This window comes from Alphaproteobacteria bacterium (assembly GCA_020638555.1).
Taxonomy (GTDB): Bacteria; Pseudomonadota; Alphaproteobacteria; order Bin95; family Bin95; genus JACKII01.
Genome location: JACKII010000001.1, coordinates 829,518 through 848,547 on the forward strand (window position 1 = coordinate 829,518; position 19,030 = coordinate 848,547).

Below are 19,030 nucleotides of genomic sequence, written 5' to 3' on the forward strand. Positions count from 1 at the left end.
CTGTAATCGCCCGGCGGCGCGAACCGATTGGAGAGAGAATGGCACGCCTTACGGTCGAGCAGCGGCAGGCGCTCACCGCCTTGGAGGCTCGCAAGGCGCCGGCGCCTGCGGTCGCCACCGTGCCGGAGGACCAGCTGGCCCGACTCCTGTCGACCTACAACCAGGGGCGCCTGCCGGAGGCCTGGGCGCTGGCAAACGCCCTTCTCGCGCGCCATCCCGGTTCCTTCGGTCTCTGGAACATTTGGGGGGCCGCCAGCGACGGCCTCGGCAAGTCGGCGGAGGCCGTGCACGGCTTCCGGCAGGCGTGCGCCCTGAATCCGCACTCGGTGGACGCGCACTACAATCTGGGCAACACCCTGTTGCGGCAAGGGCAACGGGACGAGGCGATTGCCTGCTATCGCCGGGCGCTCGCGCTTCGGCCGGGCCTGGCCGAAGCCCATCACAATATCGGCCTTGCCCTGAAGGAGCAGGGGAAGATCGACGAAGCCATCGCTGCCTACCGGCAAGCAATCGCGGCCCGGCCGGACTATGGCGATGCGCTTTGCAATATCGGCGCGGCGTATCTCGACCACGGCAAGTTGGCCGAGGCCATCGCGGCGTTGCGACGGGCGCTGGCAATCCAACCCGGTCGAGCCGATGCGCTCTACAATATCGGCAATGCGCTGGCGCGTCAGAACAAGCCGGCCGAGGCCATCGCCGCCTATCGGCAGGCGCTCGCGCTTCGGCCCGACCATGCCGATGCGCACACCAATATCGGCAACATGCTGATGGCTCAGGGCAAGCCGGACGCGGCCATCGCCGCGTTTCGGCAGGCGCTGGCAATCCAGCCGGATCGTGCCGATGCGCTCTACAATATCGGCAATGCCCTGGCGCGTCAGGGCAAGCCGGCCGAGGCCATCGCCGCCTATCGGCAGGCGCTCGCGGTCCGGCCCGATCTTGCCGACGCGCACAACAATCTCGGTCATGCGTTGATGGGCGAGGGCAAGCTCGACGACGCCATCGCCTGTTTCCGGCGGGCGCTCGCGCTTCAGCCCGACCTGGCGGCAGCCCACAACAATATGGGCGCGGCGCTGAAAGATCTGGGCCGGCCCGGGGATGCGATCCGCGCCTGCCAGCGGGCGCTGGCGATCCGCCCGCACTATGCCGAGGCCCACAACAACATCGGAATTGCCCGGGCAAACCAAGGTCGGCCCGACGAGGCCCTCGCTGCCTACCGCCAGGCGCTGGCCATCAAGCCGGATTTTGCCGAGGCCCTCTACAATATCGGCAATCTGCTGAAGGATCAGGGCCGGCCCGCCGAGGCTCTCGCCTTCTATCGGCAGGCCCTGGCCATCGCGCCCGACTATGCCGAAGCCCACAACAATCTCGGCACTGCCTTGCAGAAGTTGGGTCGGGTCGATGAGGCGATCGCGTGTTACCGACGCGCGCTTGCGGCGGCGCCGGATTATGTCGAGGCGCAATGGAACCGGTCCCTGGCCCTGATCTTGAAGGGCGATTACCGGGAGGGCTGGAAACTCTATGAGAGCCGGATGCAAAAGGCGGATTTGAAGGCGGACTATCACCGCTTTGCCGCTCCCGCTTGGCGAGGCGATTTCGACATCGCCGGCAAGACGATCCTTGTCCATGGCGAGCAGGGGTTCGGCGATGTCATCCAGTTTTCCCGCTACCTGCCGCTGGTCGCCCGGCTGGGTGCCGAGATCGTGTTCGAGGTGCGGCAGCCGCTCACACGTCTGATGTCGACCCTCGATGGCCCGATGCGGGTCATAGCCCGGGGAGAGTGCCTGCCGGCGTTCGATGCCTGTTGCCCGGTGATGAGTCTGCCCCATGTCTTCGGCACCACGCTCGAAACCGTACCGGCGCCCATCCCCTATCTCCGCGCCGACCCGCTGAAAGTCCGGCAATGGCGGGAGGCGCTGGCGTCCGAGAAGAAGACGATCGGTCTGTGCTGGTCCGGTTCGGCCGACCATGCGAACGATGCCAACCGCAGCATCCCCATCGAAACCTTCCTGCGGTTCACCGAACGCATGGATTGCGACCTGATTTCCCTGCAAAAAGAGCCCCGCGATTTCGAACGGGAAAGGCTCGAACGGCGGTCGGACATCCAACGGTATGCCGATGACATGGGGGACTTCGCCGACACCGCGGCCTTGATCGCGTGCCTCGATCTGGTCGTCACGGTCGATACCAGCGTTGCCCACCTGGCCGGCGCGTTGGGCAAGCCCGTCTGGATCCTGCTGCCGTTCGCGCCGGATTACCGCTGGCTGCTGAAGCGCAGCGATTCGCCATGGTATCCGACCGCCCGGCTGTACCGGCAGCCGGCACCCGGCGACTGGGATCGGGTCATCGCCGCCGTCGGAGCCGATGTGCGCGCATTTCTGCAAGCGTAAGCGCAACCGCTTTGCGCCGGGCCTGCCAGGCCCCCACGGACCGGCCGGCGGAAACGGGCCTTACGGTCCGGCGGCCAATGCCGGCGCCCCGACGCCGCCCTCGATCAGGCTTTCGCCCGGCCGGACGATGGTGAACTTCACCGGCTCGGTCGTCACCTCGAACCCGGCCGTGGCATCGGCACCCGCCAGCTTCACCTTGGTGAAATAGCTGGCGTCCAGGTCGCCCTCGTCCGGGAAGTCGTCGCGGAAATGGGCGCCGCGGCTGTTCTCGCGCGCGACCGCCGCGTGGGTGATCGCCTTGGCGATCGTGATCTGGCTTTCCAGGTTCAGCCAGTCGTGCCAGGTCAGGTTGAACGCCGGCGAGGCATCCGGGATGCCGGTGCCAAGCAGTTCGGCCTCGAACCCGTCCAGCGCCACCAGCGCCCGGTCCAGCGAATCGCGGGTGCGGATAATGCCGGCCTCGTCCCACATCATGTCGAGCAGCCGCTTGCGCAGGCCGTTCAGGTCGCCCTTCGGCAGGGCGAAGGCGCGCAGCGAGGCCGCGGCCGCGGCCTGTGCGACGGCCAGGTCCGGCTCGCGCCAGCCGGGCTCCCCGGCGACGAAGGCCGCCATGCTCTCGCCCGCAATGCCGCCGAACACGGTGGAGTTGGCGACGCCGTTGCCGCCCAGGCGGTTGGCGCCATGCACGCCGCCCGAGTCCTCGCCGGCGCAGAACAGGCCGGGCAGGGCGGTGGTGGCATCAACGTTGAAGACGACGCCGCCCATCATGTAGTGCGCGGTCGGCACCACCTCGACCCGGCCGCCGGCCAGGTCGAAGCCGCAGTCGGCGCAGCGCTGCACCATGCCCTTGAACAGTTTCGCGACCTTTTCCGGCCCCAAATGCTTCATCTCGATATAGACGCCGCCATGGGGCGTGGTCTTGCCGTCGCGCATCTCGCGGTAGATTTCGCGGCTGACAATGTCGCGCGTCGCCCGCTCGCCGGCGGGATTGCGGTCCAGCATGAAGCGGTGGCCGTCGCCGTTCAGCAGATAGCCACCGGCGCCGCGCAAGCCTTCCTCCAGCACCGTGCCGGTCATGCGCGTGTCCTCGCCCGCCAAGAGGCCGGTGGGGTGGAACTGCACCATTTCCATGTCACGCAGCGTGAGCCCCGCCGCCAGCGCCATCGCCATGCCGTCGCAGGCCTTGTCGCCGGACGGGGTGTGGTAGCGGTACATGGTCGGCCCGCCGCCGGCGGCCATCAGCACCGCCTTGGCCCGCACCAACTTGAAGGCGCCGGTGCGCATGTCCGCGAGCAGCATGCCGGCGCAGGCCTGGCCATCCCGGTCCGGCACGATGGCCAGCGCCCGGTGCTCTTCCAGCCGGCGGACATTCGCCCGGGCCCAGATCTGCTCAATCAGACGGGAGACGATCTCGATACCGGTCAGGTCGCCCTTGTGCGCGGTGCGGTCGAAGCTCTGGCCGGCAAAGGCCTTCTGATGCAGGGTGCCGTCGGGGTTGCGGTCGAAAAAGCAGCCGATCTCGTTTTCCAACTCGCGGATGCGCTCGACCGCGCCGGTGACCAGACGCCAGCACAGGTCCTGGTTCGGCAGCCATTTGCCGCCGACGATGGAGTCCATGAAATGGCGCTCGATGCTGTCGCCGGGGTTGATGGCGACATTGTAGCCGCCCTGCACCATGCGGGTGCAGCCGCACTTGCCCAGCAGGCCCTTGACGGCGATGGTGATGTCCAGGTCCGGATTGGCCTGGGCCGCGTGCAGGGCCGCCATCAGGCCGGCACCGCCGGCGCCGACGATCAGAATATCGGTCTGGAGGGTCTCGAGGACGGTGGACGTCATGGGGGGCTCTCCGTCGGCCGCTAGCCGGCCAGGGCGCTGACGAGAAAGACGAGGCCGGTGCCCGCCGCGATCACGCCGCCCGCCGTGATCCAGCTTTTGCGGGCATCGCGCCAGGGCAGGAATTCCAGCGCCAGCACCCGCAGGCCGGCCAGCAAATGCACCGCCAGCAGGGTGACGAGGCCCCATTCCGCGATCTTGACCAGGGGGCGGTCGCTCCAGGCCAGGAAACCGTCGAGCCGCGCCGCGCCCTCGATGGCGAGGCCGAGCGCCAGGAAGTGAAAGGGCAGGAACACGGCCAGCAGCACGCCGGACAGCCGGTGCGCCAAGGCCGCATAGCGGCCGCGATGATGCTGCGAGCGGGGGCCTAGCAAGGCGAAACCCCGCCTTCCCGGACGCGATCCGGGATCTCCGTCAGCGTCTCCGTCGGCCAGGGATCCCGGATCAGGTCCGGGAAAGCACGGGAATTCTGCGCTTCCGGCCGGATCACGTCCGGGAAAGCACGGGAATTCTGCGTTTCCGGCCGGATCGCGTCCGGGAAAGCACGAAAATTCTGCGTTTCCGGCCGGATCACGTCGGGCGCGCCGGCTGGGAATGTTCGGATGTCTGATCGCATCGGCCTACACCCCCGTCAGGGCGCCGACGGCGCGGAAGCCGAGCCCCAGCAGCAGCAGGCCGAACGCCGCCAGCGCCAGATCCACGCTCATTCCCTTCCATCCCAGCCACTCGCGCAGCACGTTGCGCAGGCCGATGGGCGCATGCACGGACGCGGCCACGACGAACAGGCCATAAAACAGCGTCCAGCCGAGCGAGCCCTGGGTACGGGCCAGGATTTCCGCGGCGCTCAGGCCGCCGTGAATGGCATAGATCGCCAGTCCCAGATGCACCAGCACCAGCGGCGCCAGCACCTGCGCGCTGGCCCGCTGGGCCAGGAACAGCACCACCGGCATCAGACCTTGCCTCCGATCATGGCGAGCAGCGACAGCCGCTTCAGCCCGGCGACGCCGCGGGACGGGTTCAGGTCCACCGGACAATGCTCGGTGCAGGAGCCGTGGGAGTGGCAGGAATGGCAGCCGCCGCCGGCCATGGCCGCCGCCAGCACGCCCTTGCGGTCGGCCTCGCGGTCGTCATTCACCAGGGTCCAGGCGCGGTTCAGGGCGGCGGGGCCGAGATAGTCCGGGTCGCTCGCCACCACGTCGCAGGCGGCATAGCAGACGCCGCAATTGATGCATTCGATCGCCGCATCGGCGGCCTGGCGGCGCGGCGAGGCCGGATCGATGGCGTGCGGCTCCTCCGCCCGGCTGCGCGAGCCGGTGGCGCGGCCCTGGGCGGCCTGCCATTTCTCGAAGAACGGCGTCATGTCGGTGGCCAGGTCGCGGATCACCGGCAGCGAGCGCAGCGGCTCCAGCTCCAGCACGTCGCCGCCGCCGGTGGCGGTGTCGACATGGGTGCGGCAGGTCCAGCGCGGCCGGCCGTTCACGGTCATGCCGCACGAGCCGCACATGCCGACCCGGCAGGCGAAGCGATAGGCGAGCGTCGGGTCCAGTTCGCGCTGGATGTGGGTCACCACGTCCAGCACGGTCTGATGCTCGCGGCGCGGCACGGCGAAGGTCTGAAACGCGCCGTCCTCGCCGCCGCGCCAGACGCGGACGGTGAGCGTGTCCGGCGCGGCGGCCGGCGATGGGGATGGGGAGGGGGGGGCGGAACGCATGGTCGCGCGAGTATCGGGGCGGCCGGGGGCGGACGCAAGGTGATAAACGGCTGAAACGTCCATTGTCGCAGCCACCGCGGGCCAACCGGCGCCGGCCTCCCGATCAGAGCAGGCCGGTCAGAGCAGGCCGGTCAGAGCAGGGTGCGGAGCAGGTTGAGGTTGAGGGCGATGATGGTGGCCGCGATCAGGCCGCACAGCACGGTCAGCCAGCGTGGCGCCACCAGCGCCCCCATCTTGGCGGGGCTGGCCGCGAACATCACCAGGGGCACGATGGCAAACGGCAGTTGAAAGCTGAGCACCACCTGGCTCAGGATCAGCAGTCGTCCGGTTTCGCCGGTGCCATAGACCAGGATCACGCCGATGGTGGGCACGATGGCCAGAAGGCGGGTGATGAGCCGCCGCAACGCCGGGTTGATGCGGAAGCCGATAAAGCCTTCCATGACGATCTGGCCGGCCATGGTCGCGGTCACGGTGGCGTTCAGGCCGGAACACAGCAGCGCGATGCCGAACAGGGTCGGCGCCAGCGCGCCGCCCAGCAATGGCGCCAGCAGCGCGTGCGCATCTTCGATTTCGACGATTTCGGTGTTGCCGCTGGTGTGGAAGGTGGCGGCGGCCAGGATCAGGATCGACGCGTTGATGGTCAGGGCGAACATCAGCGCGATGGTGGAATCCCAGGTCGCGTTGCGCAGCGCCTCGCGCTTGGAGTCGGCGTCGAGGCCGTAGGCGCGCGTCTGGACGATGCCGGAATGCAGGTAGAGATTGTGCGGCATGACCGTCGCGCCGATAATGCCGAGCGCCAGATAGAGCATTTCGGGATTGCCGGCGATTTCCGGCGACGGAATGAAGCCGGTCAGCACCGCGCCCCAGACCGGGTCGGCGAGCGCGATCTGGACCGCGAAACAGGCGGTGATCACCACCAGCAGCGCGATCACCAGCGCCTCGATCCAGCGGAAGCCCCGGCTTTGCAGCCAGAGGATCAGCAGCACGTCGGCCGCCGTGATGACCACGCCGATGGTCAGCGGTATGCCGAACAAAAGGTAGAGGCCGATGGCGGTGCCGATCACCTCGGCCAGGTCGGTGGCGATGATCGCGGCCTCCGCGAACAGCCAGAGCGGCAGCGAGACCCAGCGGGGAAAGGCGTCGCGGCAGGCCTGGGCCAGGTCGCGCCCGGTGGCGATGGCGAGGCGGGCGCAGAGCGACTGCAACAGGATCGCCATGATGTTGGACAGCAGCGCGATCGACAGCAGCGTGTAGCCGAACTTCGCCCCGCCGGCGAGCGACGTCGCCCAGTTGCCCGGGTCCATATAGCCGACCGCCACCAGATAGCCGGGGCCGACAAAGGCCAGGAAGCGGCGGAAGCGCGAGCCGGTGACCGGCACGGCGACGCTGCGGAACACCTCGGATAGGGACGGGGTGCCGCGTCCCTCTCGCCATGCATTGGTTGTCACCACGCCCTCGACGGTGCCGGTCATCGAATTTAGTCTCAGCGATAAAATTTACCAAAGGCTAAGATTTGCGGTGCTGGCCCAGTTGTCAACCGGGAAATGGGCATGCGGTGGGCGCCAGGGGGCCGGCCTGTCTGTCCCGGACAAAAAAATCCCCGGCAGGCGGACGCCGGCCGGGGGTTCGGGACGGGGAAGGCCGCCTCGGGCCAATTGGGTTAGGCCGATTGGGTCGGGCCTATTGGACGGTCACATAATACAGCATGAACTGGTTGTCCGCGCGCTGGGCGAGCTCGACAGTGTCGCGCTTGCCCCAGGCCAGCCCCTGCTGGTGCAGCGGGATATAGCCGCGGTCGTCGTTGGTGATCTTGAACGCTTCGGCAATCATGGCATTGCGCTTCGGGATATCGGTTTCGGACAGGATCTTGTCCGTCAGCTCGCCAATGCGCGGATCGCAGTAATTGCCCAGATTGAACTTGCCGGCACCGCCTTCGCCGCGGCAGCGAATGAGGTTGTAGAGCACGTTCCAACTGTCGAAGCTGCCGGGCGTCCAGCCCAGCAAATAAAAGTCGGTATCGTATTTCGGCCCCAGCACCTTGGCGGCGTAAATGGACATCGGCTGGGCCAGAAGGTTCACCTTGATGCCGATCTTGGCCAGCATGCCGACCACCGCCGTGCAGATTTTTTCATCGTTGACATAGCGGTTGTTCGGGCAGTCCAGGGTGATCGAAAAGCCGTCCGCATAGCCGGCTTCGGCCATCAGCGCCTTGGCCTTGTCCGGGTCGAAGGGCAGGCGCTCCAGCCAGGCGCTCTTGTCGACCAGTTGCGGCGAGATCATCAGCGCCGACGGCTCCGACAGGTTGCGCATCACCTTGCGCTTGATCGCCTCGATGTCGATGGCCCGGTACATGGCCTCGCGCACGCGCACGTCGGCGAGCGGGTTCTTGCCCTTGATGTTGGAACTGCCGAGTTCCGGTGCCGACTGGTTCAGGCCCAGGAAGATGGTGCGCAGTTCCGGCCCGGTCAGCATGCCGGTGCCCTCGTTGCGCTCGACCCGGTTGATGTCCTGTACCGGGATCGGATAGGCCATGTCGATCGAACCGGAGAGCAGGGCCGCGACGCGGGTCGGGTCGCTGGAAATGGGCTTGAAGACGACCTTGGTCAGGTTGTGCTTCGGCGTGTCCCACCAGCCGGCATAGGGCTCCATGATCGTCTCGACGTCGGTTTCGCGCTTGACGACCCTGAACGGCCCGGTGCCGTTGGCGTTGAACGCCGCGTAATTGTCCTTGCCTTCGGTGACGCTGGACGGGGCGACGGCGTCATGCTCCTCCGACCATTCCTTGTCCATGATGTACCAGTTGGCCCATTCCGTCACCAGGATCGGGTTCGGCTGGCCGGTGATGAAATCGACGGTGTAGTCATCGACCTTGACCACCTGGGTGTCGTCCGGCAGGCGGGTTTTGAGGTCGGACCCGTCCGCGCGCACGCGTTTGGCGCTGAACACCACGTCGTCGGCGGTGAAAGCGTTGCCGTTGTGGAATTTCACGCCCTTGCGCAGGTGAAAGCGCCAGCGGGTCGGCTCCAGGATTTCCCAGCTTTCCGCCAGGGCCGGTTGGATCGACAGGTCCGGAGCGCGGCGAATCAGGCCCTCGTAGATATTGCCCAGGAATCCCAGCGTGAAGGTCTCGTTCAAGACGTAAGGATCGAGTGACTGCGCATCCTTCTGGAACGACCAGGTAAACTCTTTGGCTTGCGCGCTCGTGGCCAGACCCAAGGCCACCAACGCCGCCAACGCCGACTTCTTCATCCCATTCCCTCATCTTTTTTTAGCGTGCGAGTGGTGATGCACCCCAGACCGATGAGAATTTATACAGGATTATACAAGTAAACGCACGGCAATTTCCGCCATTTGGGCGAAGCCATTGGAGAGGTATGGCTTCGCCCGGGACGCTTGGGCCGGTCAGTTGCCGGTGAAATTCGGCTCCCGCTTGGCGCGCATGGCGTCGATGGCCTCGACATGATCCTGGCTGGTGCGGGCTACGATCATATGGCTGGAGACCTCGTCGAAATGGGTGCGCAGGTCCAGGGTCTGGCCCTGATAGACCAACCGCTTGATATAGCGCACCGAAATCGGCGCATTCTTGGCGATCTGCTTGGCGATTTTCATCACCTCGTCCATGAACACGTCATCCGGGAACACGTCGAGGACCAGGCCGATTTCCTTGGCTTCCTCCGCATTCACGAACCGGGCGGTCCAGAGCATTTCCAGCGCCCGCTGCACGCCGACAATGCGCGGCAGGAACCAGGCCGCGCCATTGCCCGGCACCAGGCCGACACGGGTATAGGTTTCGGCGAATCGGGCGGAGGCGGCCGCATAGCGGATATCGCAGTGCAGCGCCATGTCCAGGCCGGCGCCGGCGGCGACGCCGTTCAGGGCACAGATCACCGGCTTGTCGATGGTCTGGAGCGTCAGCGCGATCGGATGGATGTTGCGCTGCAGGTTTTCCTTGGCCTGGCGCGGGCTGGTCTGGTCGCTGCGGCCCATGCCGCCGGTGTCGCCGCCGGAGCAGAAGCCACGGCCGGCGCCGGTGACGACGATGCAGCGCACGTCGTCGCGGTCGCGGCACTCTTCCAGGCGCGCGGCCCAGGCGCGCAGCATCTCGTTGTTGAAGGCGTTGAGCTTTTCCGGAAAGTTCAGGGTGATCGTGGCGACCATGTCCTCGACCGAGAACAGCAGGCGGTCGGTATCGGTGACGCTCATGGAGGGCGTTTCCTTTTGTCCAAACAGGGAGGGATAAGGGTTAGTGGTCGGATTCGCGAGCCGGGCCGACGATAGTGCATCCGCCGTCGACCACCAAGGTTTGTCCGGTGATATAGCGGGCCCGGTCGGACAGCAGGAAGGTCACGGCGTTACCGATATCCCAGCCCTCGCCCTCGATTTTCAACGGCGAGGCGTTGCGGCGGCCGGCGCGGGCCTGTTCGCTCATGCCGTTGCGGATCACCATCGGCGTGTAGACCGGACCCGGCGCGACGCAGTTGACGCGGATGCCCTCCGGGGCGTGGTCCACGGCCATGGCCCGGCTGAGCGCGATCACCGCGCCCTTGCTGGCGGAATAGGCGGTCAGCCCGCGCGGGCGCAGCGCGCTGATCGAGGAAATGTTGACGATGGCGCCGCCGCCGCTTTCGGCCATGGCCGGGACGGCGTGCTTGGCGGTCAGCATCATGGTCTTGACGTTGACCTGCATCACCCGGTCCCACTCCTCCTCGGTCTCCTCGACCACGGTGCCGCGCGAGCCGATGCCGACATTGTTGTCCAGGCAATCGACCCGGCCCCACAGGCTCAGCGCCCGGTCGACCAGGGCCTTGCAGTCGGCGGATTGGGTGACGTCGGCGGCGAACGCGGCGGCGGTGCCGCCATTGTCCTGGATCATCCGGGCGGTGTGGCCCGCCAGCGCCTCGTCCCGGTCGACCACCAGGACCTTGGCGCCCTCGGCGGCCAGCAACAGGCAGGCGGCGCGGCCGTTGCCGATGCCGTCGCCGCGGGCACCGCCGCCGACGACGATGGCGACCTTGTCCTTCAGGCCGGATGCGGAGGGGATGTGCATGGGCGTGTCCTCGTGTTGGCTGCGCGGTTTGTTGGTTGCGCTGTGACAGTGCGTTGGCCGGGAAGTCTGGCAGGTCTCGCGAGTGGGCGCCAGACGCTCTAGCCCCGCTGGTCACCCTCCGGCATACTGACCGGCAAGCCCGAGACCATACCGAGGAACCGCCCCATGGACGCCCGTTTCAGCGCCGAAGAACTCGCCTTCCGCGACGAGGTTCGCGCCTTCATCCGCGACCGGCTGCCGGACGACCTGGCGGCGAAGGTGCGCCAGGGTCTGGAACTGACCAAGGACGACTATCGCCGCTGGATGATGATCCTGGGCGAAAAAGGCTGGCTCGCCACCAACTGGCCCGAAAGCGCCGGCGGCCCCGGCTGGAACGTGGCGCAGAAATACCTGTTCGAGGAGGAGATGGCCGTCTCCGCCTGTCCGGAAGTGGTGCCGTTCGGCACCCGCATGGTCGGGCCGGTGCTGCTGGCCTATGGCACCGACGCGCAGAAGGCGCAGCACCTGCCGGGCATTCTCTCCGGCGAGACCCTCTGGTGCCAGGGCTATTCCGAGCCCGGCGCCGGCAGCGATCTGGCCTCGCTCGCGACCAGCGCGGTCAAGGACGGCGACGACTATATCGTCAACGGCTCCAAGATCTGGACGACCCAGGCGCATATCGCCGACTGGATGTTCGCCCTGGTCCGCACCTCGAAGGAAGAGAAAAAGCAGCAGGGCATCACCTGCCTGCTGATCCCGATGGACGCGCCGGGCCTCGAAATCCGGCCGCTGATCAAGCTGGACGGCCGGCACAAGTTCAACCAGGAATTCTTCGCCGACGTGCGCGTGCCCCAGGCCAACCGCGTCGGGCGCGAGGGCGAGGGCTGGTCCATCGCCAAATACCTGCTGGGGCACGAGCGCTCGAACGGCGCCGGCGTGGCCGGTGCGCACATGATGCTGGACCTGTTGAAGAAAATCGCCCTCGACCAGCAGGCGGACGGCGGTGCGCTGGCCCAGAACCCGGATTTCCGCCGCAAGATCGCCGACCTGGAGACGCAGCTCACCACGCTGCAATTCGCCTCGTTGCGGGCGCTGGCCGGTGCGTCCGCCGACAAGGAGATCAAGCCGGAGGCCGCGGCCGGCCTGAAGCTCGGCATGGCGGAAATCCGCAAATCGATCAGCGAGGCCTGTGTGGAGGCGGGCGGCTACAGCGCCATGCCCTACAGCCAGAACGCCATCCGCTTCGGCTGGAACGAGCCGCCGGTGGGACCGGACTATCTGTTCAAGATGGCGCCCGACTATTTCGAGATGCGGGCCCGCTCCATCGCCGGCGGCTCGGACGAGGTGCAGAAGAACGTCATCGCCAAACGGGTGCTGGGCCTGTAGCGGCGCCCGCAAATTCCCCCGCCCTCCCGGGATGGCCGAGCCATTGGCGAGCTCGTGCGGTGGAGTGTTCCCCGGAGGCGGCGGAGTTGCGAGGCTTTCCGGACGTTACAGGCGATCCGGGATCTCCTCCCGTGCTGGCCTCCCGGAAGAGATCCCGGCTCAAGGGCCGGGAAAGCTGTGAGGCGGTGGAATACGCCGGATTCGTGCGGTGGAGTGTGCCCCGGAGGCGGCGGAGCCATGGCGAGCTTTCCGGACGCCGCAGACGATCGGGATCTCCTCCCGTGCTGGCCTCCCGGAAAGAGATCCGGCTCAAGGCCGAAAGCTGTGAGGCGGTGGAATACGCCGGATTCGTGGGGTGGAGTGTTCCCCGGAGGCGGCGGAGCCATAGCGGGCTTTCCCGGAGGCCGCAGGCGATCCGGGATCTCCTTCCGTGCTGGCCTCCCGGAAGAGATCCCGGCTCAAGGCCGGGAAAGCTGTGACGCGGTGGAATACGCCGGATTCGTGCGGTGGAGTGTGCCCCGGAGGCGGCAGAGCCATGACGAGCTTTCCCGGACGCCGCAGGCGATCCGGGATCTCCTCCGTGCTGGCCTCCTGGAAAGAGATCCCGGCTCAGGGCCGGAAAGCATTGAGGCGGTGGAATACGCCGGATCGTGCGGTGGAGTGTTCCCCGGAGGTGGCGGAGCCATGGCGAGCTTTCCCGGACGCCGCAGGCGATCCGGGATCTCCTTCCGTGCTGGCCTCCCGGAAGAGATCCCGGCTCAAGGCCGGGAAAGCTGTGAGGCGGTGGAATACGCCGGATTCGTGCGGTGGAGTGTTCCCGGAGGTGGCGGAGCCGCCATCCGGGGCCGATGCGAACACCGCCCCGCATAGAGCAGGAGTGCCTCGGTCGAGGCGAAGGGCAGCGGCTCCGGGCGCTCTACCCCTTCACCGCCTCCACCACCGCCGCGCCGAACGCCTCGGTGCCCAGCGGGCCGCCGAGGTCGGTGGTGCAGGCGTCCGGCGTCTGCAACAGCGCATCCAGGCCGCGATCCAGTGCTTCCGCCGCGGCGGCCATGGCGTTGTTCGAATCCTGCTCGCCCCGCCAGGCCAGCAGCATCGCAGCCGAGCGCATCAGCGCCACCGGGTTGGCAATGCCCTTGCCTTCGATATCCGGCGCCGAGCCATGGCTCGCCTGGGCGACCGCGATGCCGTCGCCCCGGTTCAGCGATCCCGCCAGCCCCAGCCCGCCGGAGAATTCCGCCGCGAGGTTGGAGAGGATGTCGCCATACATGTTGGTGGACAGCACCACGTCGAACCGGTCCGGCGTGCGCACCAGATGGCTGGTCATGGCATCGATGTGCTCGTTGTCCCATTTCACGTCCGGGAAGTCCTTCGCCACCTCCTCGACAGCGGCCAGGAACAGGCCGTCGGTCATTTTCAGCACATTGCCCTTGTGCACCGCGGTCACGTATTTGCGCCGTCGGCTCGCCAGTTCGAAGGCGGCGCGGGCGATGCGGAGCGAGCCCTCGCGCGTGATCTTGCGCAGGGAAAGCGCCACGTCCGCCGTCGGCATGAACTCGCCGCCGCCCTGGAACATGTTGCGGTCGGCATAGAAGCCCTCGGTGTTCTCGCGCACCACCACCAGGTCCATGCCGGGCGCGAAGGCGCCGGGAATCCCCTTGGACGGGCGGATATTGGCATAGAGTTGCAGGCCGGAGCGCAGGAATTTCGACGGCCCCATGCCGCCCTCGCTTTCCGGCGGATAGACGGCGGTGTCGGTCGGCCCCATGACGACGCCGTCGGCGGCGCGGCAGCGCTCCAGCACGTCCGGCGGCAGGGTGTGGCCGATGGCTTGCAGCGAAACCAGGCCGATGGGCACCTCTTCGAACTCCAGTCCCAGGCCGAACCGGGCGTCCAGCGCCTCCATCGCCCGGCGGGTGGCCGCCATGATTTCCGGCCCGATGCCGTCGCCATCCATCAGAAGAATGCGCATAAAGATATCCTTATATTTATGGCCGCCCGGTGAAGCAGGCCACTCGCCAAGCGCGTCGTTCTTACCTACAGTGCGATCGCCGAGCTGAAAAGGCCACGCGCCACACCACCGAAGGGAGACTCCGAAGCCATGACCTCGTCCAAGCATCCCGAAACCATCGTGCTGCACGCCGGCTATCGCGCCGACCCGGCGACCGGCGCCGTGGCCGTGCCGCTCTATCAGACCACGTCGTTCCAGTTCCGCGACACCGAGCACGCGGCGAACCTGTTCGCGCTGAAGGAACTGGGCAATATCTACACCCGCATCATGAACCCGACCAACGACGTGTTCGAGCAGCGGGTGGCGGCGCTGGAAGGCGGCGTGGCGGCGTTGTCGGTGGGCTCGGGCCAGGCGGCGAGCGCGTTTGCGGTCCAGAACATCGCCCATGCCGGCGACAACATCGTCGCCTCGACCGACCTGTATGGCGGCACCTGGAACCTGTTCGCCAACACGCTGAAGGACATGGGCATCGAGACCCGCTTCGTCGACCCGAGCGACCCGCAGAACTATGCCCGCGCCGTCGACGACAAGACCCGGGCCTTCTATGCCGAAACCCTGCCGAACCCGAAGCTGGAAGTCTTCCCGATCAAGGAGGTGGCCGATATCGGCCGGCCGCTCGGCATTCCGCTGATCATGGACAACACGGCGGCGCCGGTGCTGTGCCGGCCGCTGGATCACGGCGCGGCCATCGTCATGTATTCGACGACGAAATACATCACCGGCAACGGCACCTCCATCGGCGGCATGATCGTCGACGGCGGCAATTTCGACTGGGAGGCGCACAAGGAGCGCCAGCCCTATCTGAACCAGCCGGACCCGTCCTATCACGGCGCTGTCTGGACCGAGGCGGTGAAGCCGCTCGGCCCCATCGCCTATATCATCAAGGCGCGGGTGACGCTGCTGCGCGACCTGGGCGCGCCGATGGCGCCGTTCAACGCCTTCATGGCCATTCACGGCCTGGAGACGGTGACGCTGCGCATGGAGCGGCACTGCCAGAACGCCATCGCCGTCGCCAACCACCTGAAAAACCATCCGGCGATCGAACGGGTGATCTTCCCCGGTCTGATGGAAGGCGAGCCGCGCCGCCGCGCCGACACCTATCTGAAGGGCGGGTATGGCTCGCTGATGGGCATCGTCCTGAAAGGCGGCGCCGACGCCGGGCGGAGCTTCATCGACAAGCTGCAAATGTTCTATCACGTGGCCAATATCGGCGACGCCCGCTCGCTGGCGATCCACCCGGCGACGACGACGCACAGCCAGTTGTCGGAGGAAGAGCAGAAGGCCACCGGCGTCTCGCCCGGCTATGTGCGGCTCTCGATCGGCATCGAGCACATCGACGACATCCTGGCCGATCTGGACCAGGCGCTGGCCTGATCGCTTCTGGAGCGCCTCTGCATAAAGAACATCCCCGGACGCGTTCGCCCTGGAGCTTCCCCGGACGCGCCATCGCGATCCGGGGTCTCCGGGGGGCGGGGCGCAGGCGCATCGAGAGCTTCCCCGGACGCGCCATCGCGATCCGGGGTCTCCGAGGGGGCGGAGCGCAGGCTTAAAGAGGTCCCGGATCCGGCTGTGCCGGTCCGGGAAAGCTCTGGAGGGGGGCGTTACATGCGCGCCCAGAGCGTGTGTGCCAGCACGCCGACGCGGGCCTCGATCGCCTCCATCGCGTCCAGGATCGTGTCCTCGCGGAAGCGCTGGCCGACGATCTGCACGCCCGAGGGCCGGCCCTCGATCAGGCCGATCGGGATGTTGCCGGCCGGCAGGCCCATATAGTTGATGCCATAGGAATAGATCATCGAGTCGAACAGGTCCTTCGCCCCTTCGAAGGTCTCGTCGTGGTCGTAGTCGTGGGTCGGGCGCATCAGGAAAGGGGTCAGCACCAGCGGGTAGTCCTCCAGGAACACCGCCCACTGCCGGATCAGGCGCGAGCGGTCGGCGACGCGCAGCATATAGCCCTTGTGGTCGACCATGTCGCCGAAGCGGTAATACCAGTCGAAAATGGCCTGGATGGTCGGGCTGCCGTGCTGGCGCGCCAGCGGGTCGAGCCCTTCCTTGATCTCCAGCATCGCCACTTCGAGCCAGGCGTCGGCGGCCTCCTTCACCGACGGCACCGCCACCTCCTCCACCTGGTAGCCGGCGTCGGCCAGATAGCCGGCGGCGCGGTCGATGCTGGCGGCCACCTCCGGGTGGATCGGGTAGCCGTGCGCCGCCTTGGTGACCGCGACCTTGATCGGCTTTGGCAGCGGCGGGCCGTCGAACGGCACCGGCGCCCACCAGGGATCGCGCATATCGCGGTTCGCCATCACGCGGGTGGCGAGGCGCACGTCCCGGGTCTCGCGGCAGATCGCGCCCTGCACGCTCATCAACTGCGACAGCAGTAGGCGTTCTGCGCCCGCGCTGGGATTGAACGCCGGCACGCGCCCCAGGCCCGACTTCACCGTGGCGAGGCCGCAGCAGGATGCGGGGATGCGCAGCGAGCCGGCGATGTCGTTGCCGTGGTGGATCGGCCCGATGCCGGCGGCACAGGCCGAACTCGCCCCGCCGGAGGAGCCGCCGGGCGAGGCGCGCTCGTCCCACGGGCTGTGGGTCAGGCCGTGCAGCGGGTTGTCGGTGGTGCCGCGCATGGAAAGTTCCGGCGTGTTGGTCTTGCCGAAAATGATGGCGCCCGCATCCAGCAGATTCTGCACCACCGGCGCGTTGCCGGGCGCCAGATTGTTGGCCAGCGCCGGCAGGCCGTTGGTGTTGGGCGTGCCCTCATAGTCGACATTCACCTTGATGGTGACCGGCAGGCCGTGCAGCGGCCCCCAGGACTCGCCGCGGGCCAGCGCGGCGTCGGCCTCGCGCGCCTTGGCCAGCGCCTGCTCCGAATAGTCGTAGACGATGGCGTTCAGCGGCGGGTTCACCGCCTGCATCCTGGCCACGACCGAGGTCATGATCTCGTGCGCCGAGAATTGCTTGCTTTCCAGCCCCTGCCGCATCTCGACGGCGGAGCGTTTCCAGAGATCGCTGGTCATGGGCAAAGGCCTTTCCTCGGGACGGAACCAATCGGACCCGACCGAGGATAGCCGCGACCGGCCGCGGCTTCAAAGCGGATCGTCGGCTTGGGCGTCGGCCAGGGCGTCGGGGATGGCCGCCGGGTCCGTCACGATGCGAAACGCCCCGGCGTCGGCCAGTTCGGCCCGGCTGCCATAGCCATAGGCAACACCCAGGCCGGCCATGCCGTTGTTGCGGGCGCCCACCATGTCGTGGTGGCGGTCGCCGATCATCACGGTGCGTGCGGGGTCCAGGCCGTGGCGGGCCAGCACCCAGGCCAGCAACGCGCTCTTGTCGGTGCGGGTGCCGTCCAGCTCGGACCCGCAGACCGCCTCGAAATGCCGGTCGAAGCTGAAATGGGCGGCGATGCGGGTGGCATAGACCGTGGGCTTGCTGGTGGCGACGAACAGGCGGAGGCCGGCCTGGCGACAGGCGGCCAGGGTTGCGGGAATGCCGTCATAGACCCGGTTCTCGAACAGGCCCACCGCCCCGAACCGCTCCCGGTACAGGGCCAGTGCCCGGGGCGCCAGTTCCCGGTCGCCCAGCAGGGTCTCGAAGCTGGCGAGCAGGGGCGGGCCGATGCACCAGGTCAGGTCGTCCGCGGGCGGCGGCGTGCGGCCCAGCCGCTGCAACGCATGGCGGATGCAGGCGGTGATGCCGGGTTTCGGGTCGGTCAGCGTCCCGTCCAGGTCGAAACAGGCCGCCGACCAGCGGTGCGTCGTCATCCGATCCATGTTCGCCACGCCTCGCCCGAGACCCGCGCGTGCTCGCGAGGCCTAGGCCGCCGCGGGCAGGGCCGGGGCGGCGCCCAGCAGGCGGCAGATGGCCCAGGTCAGTTCGGCCCGGTTCAGGGTGTAGAAGTGGAACTCGTCCACGCCTTCCGCCTGCAACCGGCGGCAGAGTTCCGCTGCCTGGGTGGCGGCCACGAGCTGGCGGGCCTCCGGGTCGTCGTCCAGGCCCTCGTACAGCCGGCCCATCCAGTCCGGGATGCGGGCGCCGCACATGCCGGCGAATTTGGCGGCGGTGGCGAAATTGGTGATCGGCAGGATGCCCGGCACCAGCGGGATGTCGATACGGTTCGCCGCCAGCCGGTCGCGGAAGCGCAGATAGATGTCGGCGTCGAAGAAGAACTGGGTGATGGCACGGGTCGCGCCCGCGTCGATCTTGCGCTTCAGATAGTCGATTTCGAACGCGGCGCTGGGCGCGGCCGGGTGCGTTTCCGGATAGGCGGCGACGCTGATCTCGAAATCGGCGATCTTGCGCAGGCCCTCGACCAGGTCGACCGCATAGGCATAGCCATCCGGCTGCGGCAGATACTCCGCAGCGCCGTCCGGCGGGTCGCCGCGCAGGGCGACGATATGGCGGATGCCGGCGTCCCAATAGGCGCGGGCAATGGCGTCGATCTCGTCCCGGCTGGCGGCAACGCAGGTCAGATGCGCCGCGGGCTCCAGCTCGGTCTCGCGCCGGATGCGCGTGACGGTGGCGTGGGTCCGCTCGCGCGTCGTGCCGCCGGCGCCGTAGGTGACGGAGACGAAGCGGGGCTTCAGCGGCGCGAGGCGTTCGATCGTCTGCCAGAGCGATTCCTCGGCCTTGTCGGTCTTGGGCGGGAAAAACTCGAACGAAATCTGCACTCTTGGGCCTCCATA

16 protein-coding genes are annotated in these 19,030 nt (G+C 67.5%); 3 read left to right on the forward strand and 13 right to left on the reverse strand.

Going from position 1 to position 19,030, the window contains the following annotated elements:
* The first annotated feature begins 38 nt into the window (after positions 1-38).
* Positions 39-2,387 (forward strand): tetratricopeptide repeat protein, encoded by a 2,349-nt coding sequence (locus tag H6844_03915; GenBank protein MCB9928550.1) that lies wholly within the window; start codon positions 39-41, stop codon positions 2,385-2,387.
* A gap of 60 nt (positions 2,388-2,447) precedes the next feature.
* On the opposite strand, the gene H6844_03920 is transcribed toward H6844_03915, so the two are convergent.
* The 9 genes from H6844_03920 to H6844_03960 all read right to left on the reverse strand — a co-directional run bounded on the left by H6844_03920 (position 2,448) and on the right by H6844_03960 (position 10,978).
* Positions 2,448-4,223, reverse strand: a complete 1,776-nt coding sequence (locus H6844_03920; GenBank protein ID MCB9928551.1) for an FAD-binding protein — start codon at positions 4,221-4,223, stop codon at positions 2,448-2,450.
* A gap of 20 nt (positions 4,224-4,243) precedes the next feature.
* Positions 4,244-4,594, reverse strand: coding sequence for a succinate dehydrogenase (locus tag H6844_03925; protein MCB9928552.1), 351 nt, complete (start codon positions 4,592-4,594; stop codon positions 4,244-4,246).
* Positions 4,588-4,836, reverse strand: coding sequence for a hypothetical protein (locus H6844_03930; protein MCB9928553.1), 249 nt, complete (start codon positions 4,834-4,836; stop codon positions 4,588-4,590). Before H6844_03930 ends, H6844_03925 begins: the two co-directional genes overlap by 7 nt.
* A gap of 4 nt (positions 4,837-4,840) precedes the next feature.
* Positions 4,841-5,170, reverse strand: coding sequence for a succinate dehydrogenase (locus H6844_03935; GenBank protein ID MCB9928554.1), 330 nt, complete (start codon positions 5,168-5,170; stop codon positions 4,841-4,843).
* Positions 5,170-5,931, reverse strand: a complete 762-nt coding sequence (locus H6844_03940; protein ID MCB9928555.1) for a succinate dehydrogenase/fumarate reductase iron-sulfur subunit — start codon at positions 5,929-5,931, stop codon at positions 5,170-5,172. Before H6844_03940 ends, H6844_03935 begins: the two co-directional genes overlap by 1 nt.
* 131 nt (positions 5,932-6,062) lie before the next feature.
* On the reverse strand, positions 6,063-7,403 hold the full coding sequence (locus tag H6844_03945) for an Nramp family divalent metal transporter (protein ID MCB9928556.1): 1,341 nt from the start codon (positions 7,401-7,403) through the stop codon (positions 6,063-6,065).
* Between the two features lie 208 nt (positions 7,404-7,611).
* Positions 7,612-9,180, reverse strand: a complete 1,569-nt coding sequence (locus H6844_03950) for an ABC transporter substrate-binding protein (GenBank protein ID MCB9928557.1) — start codon at positions 9,178-9,180, stop codon at positions 7,612-7,614.
* Between the two features lie 153 nt (positions 9,181-9,333).
* A complete protein-coding gene (locus H6844_03955) occupies positions 9,334-10,089 on the reverse strand; it encodes an enoyl-CoA hydratase/isomerase family protein (protein MCB9928558.1) in 756 nt (251 codons plus the stop codon).
* 85 nt (positions 10,090-10,174) lie between these two features.
* On the reverse strand, positions 10,175-10,978 hold the full coding sequence (locus tag H6844_03960; GenBank protein MCB9928559.1) for an SDR family oxidoreductase: 804 nt from the start codon (positions 10,976-10,978) through the stop codon (positions 10,175-10,177).
* 165 nt (positions 10,979-11,143) lie between these two features.
* Between H6844_03960 and H6844_03965 the strand changes: the two genes are divergently transcribed.
* Complete coding sequence (locus tag H6844_03965) at positions 11,144-12,343, forward strand: acyl-CoA dehydrogenase family protein (protein ID MCB9928560.1); 1,200 nt, start codon at positions 11,144-11,146, stop codon at positions 12,341-12,343.
* Between the two features lie 916 nt (positions 12,344-13,259).
* On the opposite strand, the gene H6844_03970 is transcribed toward H6844_03965, so the two are convergent.
* Positions 13,260-14,315 carry an isocitrate/isopropylmalate dehydrogenase family protein gene (locus H6844_03970; GenBank protein ID MCB9928561.1) on the reverse strand — a complete coding sequence of 352 codons (1,056 nt, stop codon included), beginning with the start codon at positions 14,313-14,315 and terminating at the stop codon, positions 13,260-13,262.
* Between the two features lie 129 nt (positions 14,316-14,444).
* Here H6844_03970 and H6844_03975 point away from each other — a divergent pair, with 129 nt between their 5' ends.
* Positions 14,445-15,728 (forward strand): PLP-dependent transferase, encoded by a 1,284-nt coding sequence (locus tag H6844_03975; GenBank protein ID MCB9928562.1) that lies wholly within the window; start codon positions 14,445-14,447, stop codon positions 15,726-15,728.
* 227 nt (positions 15,729-15,955) lie between these two features.
* Here the strand turns inward: H6844_03975 and H6844_03980 are convergent, their stop codons facing one another.
* The 3 genes from H6844_03980 to metF form a co-directional block, all read right to left on the reverse strand.
* Entirely contained in the window at positions 15,956-17,365 is a 1,410-nt protein-coding gene (locus H6844_03980; GenBank protein ID MCB9928563.1) for an amidase, read from the reverse strand.
* 69 nt (positions 17,366-17,434) lie between these two features.
* Positions 17,435-18,109, reverse strand: a complete 675-nt coding sequence (locus H6844_03985) for an HAD family hydrolase (protein MCB9928564.1) — start codon at positions 18,107-18,109, stop codon at positions 17,435-17,437.
* 51 nt (positions 18,110-18,160) lie between these two features.
* On the reverse strand, positions 18,161-19,015 hold the full coding sequence (metF, locus tag H6844_03990) for a methylenetetrahydrofolate reductase (protein ID MCB9928565.1): 855 nt from the start codon (positions 19,013-19,015) through the stop codon (positions 18,161-18,163).
* Between the last annotated feature and the right edge of the window lie 15 nt (positions 19,016-19,030).

Bases quoted from the DNA above. Each gene is read 5' to 3' on its own strand.
- H6844_03955 (MCB9928558.1), bottom strand. From the start codon at position 10,089: ATGGTCGCCACGATCACCCTGAACTTTCCGGAAAAGCTCAACGCCTTC.
- H6844_03975 (MCB9928562.1), top strand. From the start codon at position 14,445: ATGACCTCGTCCAAGCATCCCGAAACCATCGTGCTGCACGCCGGCTAT.
- H6844_03915 (MCB9928550.1), top strand. From the start codon at position 39: ATGGCACGCCTTACGGTCGAGCAGCGGCAGGCGCTCACCGCCTTGGAG.
- H6844_03935 (MCB9928554.1), bottom strand. From the start codon at position 5,170: ATGCCGGTGGTGCTGTTCCTGGCCCAGCGGGCCAGCGCGCAGGTGCTG.
- H6844_03940 (MCB9928555.1), bottom strand. From the start codon at position 5,931: ATGCGTTCCGCCCCCCCCTCCCCATCCCCATCGCCGGCCGCCGCGCCG.
- H6844_03960 (MCB9928559.1), bottom strand. From the start codon at position 10,978: ATGCACATCCCCTCCGCATCCGGCCTGAAGGACAAGGTCGCCATCGTC.
- H6844_03930 (MCB9928553.1), bottom strand. From the start codon at position 4,836: ATGCGATCAGACATCCGAACATTCCCAGCCGGCGCGCCCGACGTGATC.
- H6844_03980 (MCB9928563.1), bottom strand. From the start codon at position 17,365: ATGACCAGCGATCTCTGGAAACGCTCCGCCGTCGAGATGCGGCAGGGG.
- H6844_03945 (MCB9928556.1), bottom strand. From the start codon at position 7,403: ATGACCGGCACCGTCGAGGGCGTGGTGACAACCAATGCATGGCGAGAG.
- H6844_03970 (MCB9928561.1), bottom strand. From the start codon at position 14,315: ATGCGCATTCTTCTGATGGATGGCGACGGCATCGGGCCGGAAATCATG.
- H6844_03965 (MCB9928560.1), top strand. From the start codon at position 11,144: ATGGACGCCCGTTTCAGCGCCGAAGAACTCGCCTTCCGCGACGAGGTT.
- H6844_03985 (MCB9928564.1), bottom strand. From the start codon at position 18,109: ATGACGACGCACCGCTGGTCGGCGGCCTGTTTCGACCTGGACGGGACG.
- H6844_03950 (MCB9928557.1), bottom strand. From the start codon at position 9,180: ATGAAGAAGTCGGCGTTGGCGGCGTTGGTGGCCTTGGGTCTGGCCACG.
- H6844_03920 (MCB9928551.1), bottom strand. From the start codon at position 4,223: ATGACGTCCACCGTCCTCGAGACCCTCCAGACCGATATTCTGATCGTC.